The 15,050-nt window shown below is 40.9% G+C and carries 14 protein-coding genes; 6 read left to right on the forward strand and 8 right to left on the reverse strand.

The features are described 5' to 3' along the window. The first annotated feature begins 291 nt into the window (after positions 1 to 291). The 5 genes from Q4574_RS09490 to rluB are packed head-to-tail and all read left to right on the forward strand — an operon-like array spanning position 292 to position 4,149. Positions 292 to 1,140, forward strand: coding sequence for a PHP domain-containing protein (locus Q4574_RS09490; RefSeq protein ID WP_303473824.1), 849 nt, complete (start codon positions 292 to 294; stop codon positions 1,138 to 1,140). A gap of 22 nt (positions 1,141 to 1,162) precedes the next feature. Then, positions 1,163 to 1,783 (forward strand): L-threonylcarbamoyladenylate synthase, encoded by a 621-nt coding sequence (locus Q4574_RS09495; protein ID WP_303473825.1) that lies wholly within the window; start codon positions 1,163 to 1,165, stop codon positions 1,781 to 1,783. Positions 1,784 to 1,796: 13 nt separating this feature from the next. Continuing rightward, entirely contained in the window at positions 1,797 to 2,636 is an 840-nt protein-coding gene (locus tag Q4574_RS09500) for a ScpA family protein (RefSeq protein WP_303473826.1), read from the forward strand. Continuing rightward, the gene (gene scpB, locus Q4574_RS09505; RefSeq protein ID WP_303473827.1) at positions 2,624 to 3,292 is read left to right on the forward strand and encodes an SMC-Scp complex subunit ScpB; all 669 of its coding nucleotides are present in this window, start codon (positions 2,624 to 2,626) and stop codon (positions 3,290 to 3,292) included. The genes Q4574_RS09500 and scpB overlap by 13 nt, the downstream gene beginning before the upstream one ends. Continuing rightward, the gene (rluB, locus tag Q4574_RS09510) at positions 3,292 to 4,149 is read left to right on the forward strand and encodes a 23S rRNA pseudouridine(2605) synthase RluB (protein ID WP_303473828.1); all 858 of its coding nucleotides are present in this window, start codon (positions 3,292 to 3,294) and stop codon (positions 4,147 to 4,149) included. Before scpB ends, rluB begins: the two co-directional genes overlap by 1 nt. 70 nt (positions 4,150 to 4,219) lie before the next feature. Here rluB and Q4574_RS09515 read toward each other — a convergent pair whose 3' ends face one another. From Q4574_RS09515 to Q4574_RS09550, 8 genes are all read right to left on the reverse strand, one after another. Further along, positions 4,220 to 4,603, reverse strand: coding sequence for an MAPEG family protein (locus tag Q4574_RS09515; RefSeq protein WP_303473829.1), 384 nt, complete (start codon positions 4,601 to 4,603; stop codon positions 4,220 to 4,222). 202 nt (positions 4,604 to 4,805) lie between these two features. Next, positions 4,806 to 5,486, reverse strand: a complete 681-nt coding sequence (locus Q4574_RS09520; RefSeq protein ID WP_303473830.1) for a hypothetical protein — start codon at positions 5,484 to 5,486, stop codon at positions 4,806 to 4,808. 304 nt (positions 5,487 to 5,790) lie between these two features. Beyond that, complete coding sequence (locus Q4574_RS09525) at positions 5,791 to 6,678, reverse strand: NAD(P)-dependent oxidoreductase (protein ID WP_303473831.1); 888 nt, start codon at positions 6,676 to 6,678, stop codon at positions 5,791 to 5,793. A 17-nt stretch (positions 6,679 to 6,695) separates the two neighbouring features. Beyond that, the gene (locus tag Q4574_RS09530; RefSeq protein WP_303473833.1) at positions 6,696 to 8,360 is read right to left on the reverse strand and encodes an FMN-binding glutamate synthase family protein; all 1,665 of its coding nucleotides are present in this window, start codon (positions 8,358 to 8,360) and stop codon (positions 6,696 to 6,698) included. Positions 8,361 to 8,421: 61 nt separating this feature from the next. Beyond that, entirely contained in the window at positions 8,422 to 9,741 is a 1,320-nt protein-coding gene (locus tag Q4574_RS09535) for a type II toxin-antitoxin system HipA family toxin (RefSeq protein ID WP_303473834.1), read from the reverse strand. Next, entirely contained in the window at positions 9,735 to 10,049 is a 315-nt protein-coding gene (locus Q4574_RS09540) for a helix-turn-helix transcriptional regulator (RefSeq protein ID WP_303473836.1), read from the reverse strand. The genes Q4574_RS09535 and Q4574_RS09540 overlap by 7 nt, the downstream gene beginning before the upstream one ends. Before the next feature lie 162 nt (positions 10,050 to 10,211). Then, entirely contained in the window at positions 10,212 to 10,658 is a 447-nt protein-coding gene (locus Q4574_RS09545; RefSeq protein ID WP_303473837.1) for a hypothetical protein, read from the reverse strand. Positions 10,659 to 10,813: 155 nt separating this feature from the next. Next, a complete protein-coding gene (locus Q4574_RS09550) occupies positions 10,814 to 11,953 on the reverse strand; it encodes an ROK family transcriptional regulator (protein WP_303473838.1) in 1,140 nt (379 codons plus the stop codon). A gap of 327 nt (positions 11,954 to 12,280) precedes the next feature. Between Q4574_RS09550 and Q4574_RS09555 the strand changes: the two genes are divergently transcribed. Then, a complete protein-coding gene (locus tag Q4574_RS09555) occupies positions 12,281 to 15,004 on the forward strand; it encodes a TonB-dependent receptor (RefSeq protein WP_303473839.1) in 2,724 nt (907 codons plus the stop codon). Positions 15,005 to 15,050: the final 46 nt, after the last annotated feature.

Genomic DNA, 15,050 nt, shown 5'->3' on the forward strand with positions numbered 1-15,050 from the left:
CCGCTAGTTAGGGATGTGCCACCACCAGATTTTGCTATTTGTGGAAAAAGTTGTGTGTGTCATTTGTTTTATTTCACTCTGTATATCGTAATTTTGCCCAAATTGAGGCTATGATTCGACTTTTTAGGGGATTTATTCAACTCCCAAGGCATTTAACCTGAATATTTTCTGACGTTTAACATATAATAGCGCCAGTACCCTTATAGAAGAAAACAATTCGCTCGTTGTGTCAATACATCAGACGATAAAAAGTTTAAAATTGCCCAATTAAAGCGTTATAAGATAGAAGTCATGAAAATAGATTTGCATTGCCACAGTAGTTATTCAGATGGTCGACTGACTCCCCAGGAGTTGCTAGATCGTGCTCACAATATGCAAGTGGATGTGCTGGCATTAACGGATCACGATACCGTTGAAGGAATTCAAGAACTAAGAAATCATCAGCAACAATGTAAACGAAAATTAACCGTGATTGCTGGTGTTGAATTGTCAACCAGTTGGCATGGGTTTGATATTCATATTGTTGGTTTGAACGTGGATGATAGCGACCCTGTTTTTTTATCGCGACTAGATAGTCAAAGTCAAAGTAGAGAGTTGCGAGGACAAAAAATCGCCCATAAATTAGAAAAAGCCGGTGTACCTGGCGTATACGAGGTTGCAAAACGTCTCGCAGGAATAGGACAAATTACTCGTGCGCACTTTGCACAAGCACTGGTTAAACTTAATGCCGTCAATAGCCTTGATGATGCCTTTAAAAAATATCTAGGCAAAGGCAAAAAAGCCCACGTTAAACCTGAATGGATAAGTATCCCTGAGGCAGTGAGCTGGATCCAGGAAGCAGGTGGACAAGCGATTTTAGCCCATCCTGGACATTATGATATGACAGCAAAATGGCTGCGTCGGTTAGTTGCAGAATTTAGTCAAGGGGGGGGGGATGGTATTGAAGCCAATCATATGCATTTGGCAGCCACTAAACGAGAACTGTTAGTGGAATTAGCCATCGAACATCAACTGTTGGCGTCAACCGGCTCGGATTTTCATTATCCAAGTCGTTGGACAGAGTTAGGTAAGAGTTTAGCCATATCAGAGCGCTTAACACCGGTTTGGCATGACTGGAAAAACTTGACAATGCAACAATAGATTAGGGAATTAGCGAAAACTTATGAGTCAGTATTTTTATGTTCATCCAGATAATCCTCAGCAACGGCTATTGCGCCAAGCCTGTGAAATTATTCGAAGTGGTGGTGTGATTGTTTATCCCACTGATTCTGGTTATGCCATAGGATGCCAAATGGAAGACAAGGCGGCACTTGAACAAATTTGTCGAATACGACAAATTGGCAAGCAGCATAATTTCACACTTATGTGTCGTGATATGTCAGAGTTGTCAAATTATGCACGGGTTGACAATACCGCCTTTCGACTAATTAAAAATAATACGCCCGGACCATACACCTTTATCCTTAAGGCCACAAAAGAAGTACCAAAACGGTTGCAGAATCCCAAACGAAAAACCATTGGGATCCGAGTGCCTGATAACATTATCGCCTTACAATTGTTGGAAGAATTAAACGAACCCTTAATGTCGACCACATTAATTTTACCAGGTGAAACCCAAGCTGAATTTGATCCCGAAGATATTAGGGACAAATTAGAACGCCAGGTTGAATTGATTATTAACGGTGGATACTTAGGGGAGCAACCCACAAGTGTCATCGATATGTCTGAAGGCGGGATTGAGATAATCCGTGAGGGCAGCGGCGATACTAGTGTTTTTGGTTGAGTTGAAATAACCTATGACCCAAGAGTCAGCACCGAATAAGCCGCCTATTCAACAGCCGTTGCCACTGGCTTTTGTCAATGGCGAGGCAATGATTGATAAACCGGAAGATTTGTATATTCCACCGGATGCATTGGAAGTTATTTTAGAAGCATTTGAAGGGCCACTTGATTTACTTTTATATTTAATACGCAAACAGAAATTCGATATCGTTAATTTACCTGTATTACAAATTACTCAGCAGTACATGGAGTATGTTGAGGTAATGAAAGAAATAAAACTGGAGCTTGCCGCTGAATATTTATTGATGGCTGCTATTTTAGCCGAAGTGAAATCACGACTATTACTCCCTAAACGGGCAGATGTTGATGAAGACGAAGATGATCCAAGAGCGGAATTGATACGACGTTTACAGGAATATGAGGCAATCAAAATTGCGGCACAAGAAATGGACGCTTTGCCGCGAATGGAAAGAGATGTATTTACCGCTAGTGCCGAGCCAAACGAGCAAGTTGCACCCATAAAAATACAGCCGGAAGTCAGCCTTCAAGATTTGGTGCTGGCATTTCAATCGGTGATGAAAAAAGCCAAGGCCTTTGAACATCATCAAATTGAACGAGAAGTGTTGTCGACTCGAGAACGTATGAGCAGGATTTTAGAATTGTTGAATAATCATAATTATCTTGGCTTTGAAACTTTATTTTTAGTCTCCGAGGGAAAAGCGGGCGTGGTGGTGACTTTCTTAGCAATATTAGAATTGGTAAAAGAGAGTTTAGTTGAGTTGGTACAAGCACAACCTTTTAGTCAAATACATCTAAAGTTACGTGAAGCAGAAGAGGATGCATGGCAAGGCTAACCCATGAACAATTGAAACAAATTGTTGAAGCTGCAATTTTTGTTGCTGATCAGCCATTGAGCAAAGAAAAATTGCAATCTACAGTCTTGGACGGATTGAAAGTGTCGAATAAAAAACTCGATGCGGCATTAGCCGAACTCACTTTGGATTATGCGCCACGGGGTATACAACTGATTGAAGTCTCCTCTGGTTTTCGTTTTCAATCTGTAGATAGCTTAAGCCATTGGCTTAGTAAGTTATGGCAAGAACAAGCCCCTCGATATTCTCGCGCCCTTTTAGAGACATTGTCTTTAATTGCTTATCGACAGCCTATAACGCGAGGGGAAATAGAAGATGTACGCGGGGTTTCAGTAAGTAGTCATATTATTAAAACCTTAACGGAACGGGAATGGATCAAGGTGGTTGGCCACAAAGAAGTACCAGGCCGACCGTCGCTCTATGCGACGACAAAAGGGTTTTTAGACTATTTTGGCGTAAAGAGTTTAGCGGATCTACCTCCCATGCAAACCATTGAAGTGCTTCCAGAATTGGAGCAGCAACAACAAGATGAACAGCGACTAAAAACCGTGGCTGAACAAATAGAATCAGATACAGTGTCTCAAGATTCAGCGTCAGATTTGGCTGAACTAGGACCCAATAAAGAGCAATTACATTAATGAGTGAAAAACTGCAAAAAGTACTAGCAAACGCTGGTCAAGGCTCCCGTCGTGAGATGGAAAAATGGATAGAGCAGGGACGAATTTCGGTAAACGGTAATGTCGCTACTTTAGGAGATCGTGTTGAAATTACCGATCAAATTAGAGTAGATGGCCAGTTACTAACCTTGGCGCAAGAAAAGCCGGTTTGCCGTGTGCTAATGTACAATAAACCAGAAGGTGAGTTGTGTAGCCGTAAAGATCCCGAAGGACGGGCTACGGTATTTGACCGCTTGCCGAAAATAACCAATGGCCGCTGGATTGCGGTAGGGCGTTTAGATATTAACACCAGTGGTTTATTATTATTTACCAATGATGGTGAGTTGGCTAATCGATTAATGCACCCTAAGCACGAAATTGAACGAGAATATGCCGTCAGAGTGTTTGGGGAAGTGGATGAAAAAGTCATATCGCAGCTTAAAAAAGGGGTAGAACTAGAGGATGGTGTCGCTAAATTCACAACTATTCGAAGACGCCCCGGCGACGATGAAAGTCTAAATTCTTGGTTTAGCGTCACATTGTCTGAAGGACGCAATCGCGAAGTAAGACGTTTGTGGGAATCCCAGGGTATGCAAGTCAGTCGCTTAATTAGAGTAAGCTATGGCGGTTTAGAGTTACAAAAACGCTTACCACAGGGGGGCTGGATAGAATTGACTTTAGAAGACGTGAATCCGTTACGCCAATCCGTGCAGCTTCCTAATGAAACCGAAAGTTTGATCAATGAAAAGCGTAATAAGCTCGACCACGTACGTATTAGTCGTATGCGACGTTCAGTCAAAAAACACAAATTGAATAAAAACTTAAAAAGAAGAAAGTAAGCATTCAAAAATTACCAAGAAAGCACCTTATGACTTGATCCTAAGGTGCTTTTTTATGGCTTTGAACCACTTACAAAGAAACAATCAATAATCCAATGGAACATCCTAAGCCCACTGACCACACCAAACTTCTCAATATGTGTATATCTAACCAATAACAAAGGGCATAGATAAGCCGCGAGATAACAAATCCAATCGCTAAATACTGTGCTATATCACCTACATTTCTTGTGATCAACGCTGTTAATGCGCCAGGGATAAACATTATTAGTGCTTCAAAGCTATTTTCATGGACTGCGCGAGCTCGTGCGCCAAAACCGGTGAGTTTGCTTTGTTGGTCTCTTGGGGTTCGATTGTCATATCCGCCCATCTTATTTTGAGCATAGGCTAGGGGGGCTTTAAATAGAATGGGCATAACAGTGGCAATAATTAAACAGATGATTATGGTGTTCATAGAGTACTCGACTCGCTAAAAATTCTGAGTGTGATTTCAGATTAACATTTTCACCTTTGAATAAACAAACGGATATTCAATTTGCCCTGTTTATACGTCGTTTTTTAGGATTAAAAGACGATGTAAAAAAATGGCCGCTTCCTTAAATATTGAGAGCGGCCGAAGAGTCGGGAGTGACATTGGGTACGATAAAAAGGGTGATTTACTTGTCGTTGTCGAATTGAAATTCAATTTTATTGAGCAATTGCGCATCATCAATATTGAGCTCAACTTCACGATACAGAATGATTTGGCCGGTTACGGTTGCACCTTGTTTTATACTTAAAGTCGGCACCGAATGCTTGCTGTTGTTACTCTTGTGGAAAATAATGTCTCCAAGCACTTGGGTATTATTGGTAAGTAGCATATTTCCAGTGTGAGTGCGCAATGAGCCTTCCACTAGAACACCATTTAGGGTGATATCGCCATTCATGGTTTCAACATCTTCTGCGACCTTTGAAGAGGATTGCAAGCTGATATTACCGTTTACAGCCTTGACAAAACTGGCGCTGTTAAAATGCTGTTCAGCTTCAATGTCGCCATTTACTGTATTTGCGTTTTGAACAGATACATATGCGCCCATTTTGATACTGCCATTGACGGTGTCGACGCTACGAGCTTTGACGTCATCATGTAATTGAATGCTGCCGTTTACGGAGCTAACATTAGATACATGTTTACCTTGAGAAACTTCCAAATCTCCATATACGCTGCTTACACTATTGCCATGTGAGGTATCGTTACTTCCTCCCCCAACATGAATAATACAACCTGACAAAAACAAGACAGTAGAGCTGACGATTATGCCTTGTGAGAGTACTTTGAATGAATTCGCGATAAACATAATATTCCTAAGTAAGAGTAATTTTGCTAGTTTGAGTAATATTTTTGACAGAAGTTGCAGAACTCAGGCCAAGATTTTAGTATGTTGATTTTTAACGAGTTTTTAAATTTATCAAGTGGTGTGATTTATTTTTGTTGGCAAAATAACAATCAATTGGTCAATTAGCTAAATAGCTTAGTGATTTTAACAACGGAATTGACAGCACTAATTTATGCAAGCTCCAACATCCAGCATCAGGCGTCTGAAGGTTGGATGATAGAGCCATATCCTTGGCGAGTTTCCATTCATTTTGCATACTGTTAGGTCACTTTTTCTCTAATAAAGTGATCAAACTGGACGTGTCAAATCTTCCTCCACCATTGGCTTGAACTTGGCTATAAAACTGATCGACTAAGGCTGTGAGTGGTAAATGTGCGTTTGATACCCTTGCTTGATCTAACACAATACCCAGATCTTTACGCATCCAATCTACAGCAAAGCCAAAATCAAATTGGTTGTCTAACATTGTACTTGCACGATTGTCCATCTGCCACGATTGAGCCGCACCTTTGGAAATGACTTCGACTACTGCTTCAGCATCTAAACCATTTTGTTTAGCAAAGTGTAAAGCTTCAGATAGGCCTTGTACCACGCCAGCGATGCAGATCTGATTGACCATTTTAGCCATTTGCCCACTGCCCACTGGACCTAAACGCTTTTGCATTTTTGCGTAACATCGAATTAGCGTTTCAATTTTTTGATACGTATCGGGATCAGCACCTACCATTACCGTGAGGGAGCCACTTTGGGCACCGGCTTGACCACCAGAGACTGGCGCATCGGCATAACCGATATTCTTTGACTTGGCTATTTCCGACAATTCCTGAGCAACAGCAGCAGAAGTAGTTGTATGATCAACAAAAATACTGCCCGTCTTCATCGATTTAAATGCGCCTTCATCACCTATGGTCACTTCGCGCAAGTCGTTGTCGTTACCAACACAAGCAAACACCACATCTTTGCCTTTTGCCGCATCTTCAGGGGTTAACGCTTTGTCACCTTTATACTCTGCTAACCATAGATCTGACTTGCTTTCAGTGCGATTGTATACAGTCACTTTGTGACCAGCATTAGCCAAAAATCCTGCCATAGGAAACCCCATGACACCTAAGCCAATAAAAGCGATATTAAGAGAGTGTTCTTGGTTTGACATTGGAATTCCTTGTAATATTAAGCTTGTTTGGAGCTGATCAGTGTTTCCTCAGCCTTTTTTGTTTTCAGGCCACGACTGGATTCTAAAACATATGATTTAGGCATGAAACATTCCACTGAAGACTCCTGCATTTCTTTTTCAAATTGTTGAGGATAATCATCGGTTAATAGACAGCCTTTCACAAGGCTGGGATATATCTCATCGTAGCGCTTAATTTCTGTTTGGCTTATGCGTCGATAGATGTGTCCTCTATTGATGGAACGATAGTCAGATAATCCTGCAGAAGAGACGATGTCTAAGGTGGCGTGAACCGTTTCCTGGTGATAGCGAGCGACTCGTTGTGCTTTATCTTCAACTACGATCCCCTTAGCTAGATGTTTATTCTGGGTCGCAATCCCAGTGGGACAATGATTTGTGTTGCAAACTAAACTCTGCACACAGCCTAACGCCATCATCATGCCACGAGCGCTATTACATATATCTGCCCCTACGGCGATATTTCGTACCACGTGAAATCCGGTAAACGCCTTACCACTGGCTATAACTTTGATATCTTTTTTAAGATCAAATCCTTGTAGAATATCGCAAACATACACCAGCGCTTCCCGCAATGGCATGCCCACTGAGTTAGAGTATTCCAGTGGCGCAGCACCTGTTCCGCCTTCCCCTCCATCGACGGTAATGAAATCCGGTTTGATGCCGCTTTGAAGCATGGCTTTACACATGGCCACAAATTCACTTTTTTGACCAATACAGAGCTTAAATCCAATGGGTTTTCCGCCGGATAAATCTCGTAACTGTTGAATAAAGTCCATCATTTCAAGGGGGGAGGAAAACGCACTATGCCCTGGAGGTGAGTCAACTCGTGTCCCGGGTTCGACTAACCTTATTCGAGCTATTTCAGGGGTGTTTTTGTCCGCAGGAAGAATACCGCCATGACCCGGTTTAGCACCTTGAGATAGCTTAATCTCAATCATTTTAATTGACTGATGCTGAGCTACCTGTTGAAAAGCCTCTGGCGCAAACTTTCCCTTATTGTCACGGCATCCAAAATAGCCTGTACCAATTTGCCATACAAGATCGCCGCCATTTTCGAGGTGGTAAGGGCTCACGCTGCCTTCTCCGGTATTGTGATAAAAATTACCCAGTTTAGCCCCTTTATTTAAGGCACGAATAGCATTGGCACTTAGTGCCCCAAAACTCATGGCGGAGATATTAAAAACACTGGCTTCATAAGGCTGTTTACAATCCGGTCCACCTACCTTAACTCTGGGTTCTTCCTGTGTTTCATCATAATGTATAGCGCTCACTGAATGACTGATCCATTCGTAACCTACATTTTGTGTATGCAATTTGGTTCCGTAGGGCAGGGAATCTAACTGTCCTTTTGCACGCTGGTAAATGACGGAACGAAACATTCGGTTAACGGGTACACCATCGGTTTCTGATTCAAAAAAATATTGACGTAAAAAAGGTCTAATATCTTCCATTAGCCATCTGCCATGACCTACTACTGGAAAATTTCGTAGCAGTGCATGTTTACACTGGAAAATATCGTAGAAACCGACAATGGTAAGAGGGATAAGAATTATCAAACCCCACAAAGAGATGGACCATAAATTCGAGGCTAAGATTAATAACCCCCAGCTTAAAAAACAAAAAACATAAAATGCGAGTCGCATAACTTTCCCCATTTGGTCACAAATCTACAGTCTAGATGACTTGATTACTTCGTGATTTATTTTATAACGATAACCTTAGATTAGATTGCACTTCTTGTATGAGTGTTTTGGGCACTTGATGTTCGTTGGCCAAATCGTGCCAACGTGACACCTGTTCTACAACCTCATCTATAATCCGATCAATTTTTCGTTTATTAAAAATTGGACTGAGCTGAGTGAAGGTATAGAAATCCTCTCTATCAAAGTTATCACGCTTACCATTTATTGACATCCAATGACTATTTACCCATCTGCTGCCTGGTTTATAGCTGTAGGCCAAATCGTAGGCTGGGGCTAAACACCATTGCTGTTCCTGGTTAAACATAAACGAAATATTTTTAGCATGATCATCATGATTTCTAGCGACAACATTAAATACCATTCTTCTAAATATCTGTTCCGCTTCTTTGGCTGATAAACGCAAACGGCGAGCTACATCAAATAGTTCAGCATAAGAATAAATACCTACCTGTTTAAAGCTAACATGGGCGAGCCCATTGAGAGTTTGTACGTGTATTTTATCATTTCCAATTCGATCAAATCTTTGGGTGATAAAGTGTCGCCGTTTCCCTTCGTTTAGCAATAAACATGGCATCATATCAATTTGGCAAGCGGTTGCCATTAGATAGTATACATATTCCATTGCGCCATATCCCATGGGATCACCAAATGTTTCCTGGCTCTTGTTATGCTCACTAACACCGTCAAATTTCATTAAATAATGCTTAAAGCCTTCAGGGGCATTAGTTTGTCCTGAACGTACTTGGGTAAAGTCTGAATTAAACGCCAGAACCGCTTTAGGCCTTGCGCCACCAGCACTAATACCCACAGACATTAGCGCCATCATGGCTTCTTTGTCTTCGTGACCCTGTTTATGCAAAGACACATTAAATTCAGAGCGTTGATTCACAATGTCTTGTGCTATTTCTACCAGGTTTTCAACCTCTAGTTGTTGGGAAGAGTTGAGGTTTTTGTGACGAGTCGCGGGGGCAAAGGTTAACGCACCCATGCCACGAGTTCCGGTGTATTTTAATCGTTGAAGAGGGGTGATATCACTGGGTGATTTTCCCTGTGAAGCAACCCAGGCATTCATCACAGCGTTACCAAAGTCATCAGGCAATGAGTCTGCAACTAAACCAGGTAAACCTTTAAATGCATTAAAATCAGTTTCTGGAAAAGTATATATTTGTTTCGATAATGGCATCTTAATCGGGGACAACTGTATCCCGCGTTTAATAAATTCAGTTGAATACTCAAATGCACCTAATTGCTTATCAAGATCATAACTTACTGCGCCAACTTGTTGATCCTGATAATTTACGATAACGACTTCATTTACCATGCTGCATCACCTTTTTTCGTAGCTGGATTATTGCCTGATGCCCGTTGTCTTTTTTGGCCCTGCCGTTTGGCTAATTGAATAGGTGATTCTGTTGGAATAGGAATAAATAGATCTAGCTGTTTAGTTAAGCCTAATGCAACTAAAATTGCGACCACAGTCTCTAATTGAGCCTGGCCTTTTTCTGCACGCATAATAACCTTTCTTGAGAGGCCTGTTTTATCTGCAATATCTTGTTGCGTTAAATCTGCATTTAATCGCGCTTGTTTGAGGCGGTCGCCTAGATTAGTGATAATTTCTTTGACTAACATAATAATTTTAAAGTCATCCTAATGGGACGTTAACCAGGGGTTTCCCATATAATGTCCCTAAATAGTTACTTTATCAAGAAAAGTTTTAATGTTCCATTTTGGTTACATTATGATGATTTTTGTATGTAATGGTTTTTTATTGGGACTTTAATGTGATATGGATTACAAGATGCTATTTTCAAAAAAACTCTTGATTTCAACGGGATCTAAATCAATGCCTTGGGACTCTAACCACTCAACAGCTTCATCAATAGAATCAAAGAAAGCGTAATTAACATCCATCGCCCTATAACCTGACGAGAGTTGCTGCTTAATTGTATTACTTACATCTGAATTAAGGATCACTACTGCAATGGACGTTATGCCATATTTTTTACGAAATTTTGTTTGCTCTAAAAAAATCTCATAGGCTGAAGGAGGGAATAAACTCTCACCATACAGGCAACTTAACTGTCCCCAAGGGCGAGTACTGTCAATAAATTCTAAACTCGAACTGGTGGTTTGAATGCCTTTCTCAAGCGCTTCGTCATTCCAAGGCCCTCGACCACTAAATAGTAAAACCTGTCGGCAATTACCTACAACGTAATCCCCATGTTCCCATAATTTCATTAGGCCTCAGTTACTCTTTCAAGTTTACTTAGCACATCATCCTTTCAAAACTATGCTGGATGAAGCGTTATTGACAAAATAATTAACCTGAAGGTTAAAATAATAGGCTAACGTAAACAAGTTGATTTTTTACTTAAACAACTTTTAGTTATCCATTAACCCCGTTTGAAAAAGTAAAAGGCAGGGATGGCCGTAACCCCTTTTTCAAGAATATCGTTACCATCGGCTAAGTGAATCTTAGGGGTAGGCGCGTATACATCTCCAAAAGATGGCCCTGTTACTACTACTTTTTGCGATAGAAGCTTCTGCAGTTCAATTGGCAGTCGACCAGTAAATACGATGGCTTCGGGATCGAGTAAACTTTGAATCGCTTTTAATGGAAACTTCATTGCTTCCACACAGGCTGTCACCCAAGACATAATATTCGTGTCTTGGCGGTCTATGGCAGACTGTATTTTTTCAGGAGTGGCTTCTTCACCCCACACAGCAGTTAAATGTTTATATAGTGAGCCTAAGGTGGGCCTCAAAAGGGATTTATCACTGCTAAACAATGCGGAAATTTCCCCAGCATTTCCATAAGCGCCATCAACAACTTCACCATCAAAAACAAATCCTCCCCCTACATCTAGGGTAAATAACATTAAATAGAAGCTTTGTAATTTTGCGCCTTTCTGGGTGAGAGAAAAACCAATGGAAGCTGCGTTACCGTCATTTTCAACAAAACATTGATGGCCGTATTTTTTAGCAAAGGTTTCTTGGAAATTCACCACCGACCAGCCTTGAGGATCTTGCTGGGAACAAATGCATCCTTCTACATTGGTAAAAAAGCCAGAAATAGAAATACCAATTCCCAATACATTAATGCCTGAAGCCAGTTCCGCAAACAATTTATCAAGCATGGCTATCGCCGCTTTAATTGCTAATTCAGCCGATAAAAACGTACCATCTTGACAAAACCTAACAATATTCGTGCGGTCAAGATCATCTAATAAAACAACGACCCTATCGTGTTCAAATATGACACCGACACTTGCGAACACCCCAGGTTGTAAGGTTAAGTAGGTGGCAGGTTGGCCTCGTTGACCGGCTATCTTAGAATGCTCAGCGACTATCCCTAAAGATATGAGATGTTTAGTCAAACGAGTTAAAGTTTGATTTGATAAACCCGTTGATTTAGCAATTTCCGCCCTTGTGGCTTTCCCATTTCTTCGAATATTCTCTATTACTTTCTTGTGACTACTATTTAGCTGTTTTTCAATTGACGAAATAGAGCTGACTGTTTGTTGCGTGTGCACTTATATCTCCTTGTGGGATGTAAATGACAGATTTCAATGGTGATCATCAAATACGTCCATCAAAGTAGAATACCAATATGGAAACTTAATTACCATATTGATATTTAAGTTTGCAGAATATACAGGTTCGACCAACTGTTATATATCAAGTGTTTTTATATAACCACATGATATTTAAGTATTTAATTTTATTTTTCAGTTTATTAATGAAATATTAAATATTGCAGTGGTAATTAAGTGTTGACAATTTACCCAACTTTCCGCTAGTTTAATTACCAGAGTGGTAATTAATAATTATAAATACACCGTCAACATTGAGGAAAATTCATGAGCAGAACACTTGTTACTCCCAACAGAATTAAATTCAGTAAGATCTCCACTGCAGTACTTTTAGGCATGTTAAGCAGCACGTCTGCCAACCTTTACGCCCAAGAGTCAAACGAAGGTGAAATTGAAGCAATCACCATAAAAGGTGTGCGCGGAAGCCTATTAAAATCCCTAAATCAAAAAAGATTCGCAAATAAAGTGGTGGATGTTATTACCGCTGAAGATATTGGTAAGTTTCCAGAAGCTAACTTGTCTGAAGCAATTCAACGTGTACCTGGTGTCACTTTAAACCGAAACCCCACAGGTGAAGGGACAGCAATAAACTTACGTGGCCTTGGCCCTGAATTTACTTCAACCGAAGTGAACGGCATGTTAGCTGGGGGAAGCGATGGAACACGTGGCTTCTCCTTCGAAATTTTTCCTGCAGAATTATTTAACAGTGTAGAAATATCCAAATCGGTGACAGCAGACCAAGTGGAAGGGGGAATCGCTGGAAGCGTGTCTCTTTATACACCGGATCCGTTAGCCACCCAAGATCAAGTGCTCAATGTTTCTGTTTATAATAACTACAGTGACAATACCGGCACAAACAGCCCTAAAGCTTCCGTTGTGTTTAACCAAAACTGGGATGATACTTTTGGTATCAATGCCGCATTGGTTTACTCAGATACTGATATGCAAAATAATGAAGTACGAGGTAGCAGCCATAGTCCGTTATCGGCAGTTTGGATTGGTCCTGATGTAGGTGAAGAAGGTGGTCCTACACAAGAGCAATATGATGCTTTGTATCCTCGAATAGAAAGCTTTGGATATACTTCTGAGGAACGTGAAACCTTAGGTGCAGTGTTAGGTTTGCAATGGCGTCCTAATGATGATCTTGATATTAAAGCGCGGGCACTAGTCGGCAAAATTGACGGTGATCGCGTAGAAACTATTCTAGATGCTCCGTCTGAAAGTAATATTACGGCGGTAAGCAACACTGTCATTGAGAACGGTGTTGCAACTCAAGCAACGTTGACCGGTGTGCAACAGCGCGTAGGTGCAAGACAAGAGGCTATCGATGAAGAAGTGAAACAATTTACACTAAGTGCAGATTGGCATATCTCTGATAGCTTGAAATTCTCGCCTTATATAGGTCACTTTAGTCGCGAAAAATCTAACAGCAATGACTTATTTTCATTTCGCAGGATGGAAGAAGATGGCAATTTCTATCCAGCTGATGTGAGCTACGTCATGCACGACAATTATTTAGAATGGTCAACACCAGGTACCGATTTTGCGAGTAATCCAGAAGAGTTTGTCGTCAATGTATTTATTCGTCGTCCACTTGAAACAAAAGACTCCAACAATACTTTGAAGTTGGATTTTGAATACGACAATGGCGATTTAATGAAAGTCGATTTTGGATTGCGTTTAACTGATAGAGAGTTGCAACAGCAACAAACAAGGAGTGACATCAGAGCCGAAAACTTCTTAGCTGATGGTGTGACTCCTTTAAATCGTCGTACCGATTTGCCCACACTTGCTGATGTCTATACTCCACTGGATCGTTTTAAAGTGGATGGTGCGGACTTCGCTCCTTCAACCTTAATCGGCGGTGACCCAGATTTAATCTTTGCTACTTTTTTTAATGCCGATGGAACACCTATCGATGGTTTATACGAAGACGTAAACGAACCTTTTGCACTCATTAATAGTTTTGAATTGCAAGAACAAACAATTGCTGCCTACGCTCAAGCAAATATCGAAGTGAGTGAAAGTGTTACCTTGAGTACCGGCTTACGTTTTGTAAGAACACTGCAAACGATTGAGTCACAAATGACCACTGACTCTACAGATGTAGACGCGTTTACTCCGGTTACCTTAAAAAGTGATTATCAAGAGATTTTACCCAACATGAACATACGTTATGCGTTAAATGACGACATGGTAGTGCGAGCGGCTTACTTTAAGAGTTTAACTCGACCCGCTCTGGGTGAATTGGCAGCATTTGAAAGCTTTAACGGTATCGATGAGGGGGGCGGACTTGGTTCTCGTGGTAACCCTGATCTTCAGCCGTTTACCGCAGATAACTACGACATAGGTTTTGAGTGGTACTTCACCAGTGAAGCTGTTGCAGCAATCAATATATTCTATAAAGATCTTGATGGTTTTATTGATACCTCTTCAACCACGGAAATTAGAGAGTTTCCAAGACAAAGTGATGGCGTCATCGTTAGTGGCCCGATTATTTTTACCCAACCTACCAATGGTGTTGCCGCAACTATTACAGGTATTGAATTAGCTTATCAATCCAGACTGGGCTTTATCAGCGATTCATTAGATGACTTTGGTGTGTTGGCAAATTACACCATGATTGATAGTGCGGCTCAATATTCAGATGAAGGAGACGTGCGTAATTCAGGGTTGCCGGGTTTGTCAGAAAGTAGCTATAACTTAGCCTTGTATTATGATATCCCTAGCTTTAATGCGAGATTGTCTTACACATGGCGCGATGAATACTTGGTTGAGTTCGCTTCAACTGCTGGTATTCCGCAGTGGCAAGAAGAGTACGGACAGCTAGATTTCTCAGCTAGTTACAATGTAACTGATGCACTGCAAATACAAGTGCAAGGGTTAAATCTGTTGACTGAGCAAGAAGTTAATCGTTCAGTGCAAAATACTCCGTATGATCTTGCACAAATTGATAGACGCTTTGTTATTGGTGCTCGATATTCGTTTTAAGCACCGAAGCGAGATTAAGGAGCATCATTTGATGCTCCTTAAGTAA

Source organism: Aliiglaciecola sp. 3_MG-2023 (genome assembly GCF_030548205.1).
In the GTDB taxonomy this organism is placed as follows: Bacteria; Pseudomonadota; Gammaproteobacteria; order Enterobacterales; family Alteromonadaceae; genus Aliiglaciecola.

What these genes read in the sequence shown, in the direction of transcription:
- Q4574_RS09490 (WP_303473824.1), top strand. Translation starts at nt 292, where the DNA reads ATGAAAATAGATTTGCATTGCCACAGTAGTTATTCAGATGGTCGACTG.
- Q4574_RS09495 (WP_303473825.1), top strand. Translation starts at nt 1,163, where the DNA reads ATGAGTCAGTATTTTTATGTTCATCCAGATAATCCTCAGCAACGGCTA.
- Q4574_RS09500 (WP_303473826.1), top strand. Translation starts at nt 1,797, where the DNA reads ATGACCCAAGAGTCAGCACCGAATAAGCCGCCTATTCAACAGCCGTTG.
- scpB (WP_303473827.1), top strand. Translation starts at nt 2,624, where the DNA reads ATGGCAAGGCTAACCCATGAACAATTGAAACAAATTGTTGAAGCTGCA.
- rluB (WP_303473828.1), top strand. Translation starts at nt 3,292, where the DNA reads ATGAGTGAAAAACTGCAAAAAGTACTAGCAAACGCTGGTCAAGGCTCC.
- Q4574_RS09515 (WP_303473829.1), bottom strand. Translation starts at nt 4,603, where the DNA reads ATGAACACCATAATCATCTGTTTAATTATTGCCACTGTTATGCCCATT.
- Q4574_RS09520 (WP_303473830.1), bottom strand. Translation starts at nt 5,486, where the DNA reads ATGTTTATCGCGAATTCATTCAAAGTACTCTCACAAGGCATAATCGTC.
- Q4574_RS09525 (WP_303473831.1), bottom strand. Translation starts at nt 6,678, where the DNA reads ATGTCAAACCAAGAACACTCTCTTAATATCGCTTTTATTGGCTTAGGT.
- Q4574_RS09530 (WP_303473833.1), bottom strand. Translation starts at nt 8,360, where the DNA reads ATGCGACTCGCATTTTATGTTTTTTGTTTTTTAAGCTGGGGGTTATTA.
- Q4574_RS09535 (WP_303473834.1), bottom strand. Translation starts at nt 9,741, where the DNA reads ATGGTAAATGAAGTCGTTATCGTAAATTATCAGGATCAACAAGTTGGC.
- Q4574_RS09540 (WP_303473836.1), bottom strand. Translation starts at nt 10,049, where the DNA reads ATGTTAGTCAAAGAAATTATCACTAATCTAGGCGACCGCCTCAAACAA.
- Q4574_RS09545 (WP_303473837.1), bottom strand. Translation starts at nt 10,658, where the DNA reads ATGAAATTATGGGAACATGGGGATTACGTTGTAGGTAATTGCCGACAG.
- Q4574_RS09555 (WP_303473839.1), top strand. Translation starts at nt 12,281, where the DNA reads ATGAGCAGAACACTTGTTACTCCCAACAGAATTAAATTCAGTAAGATC.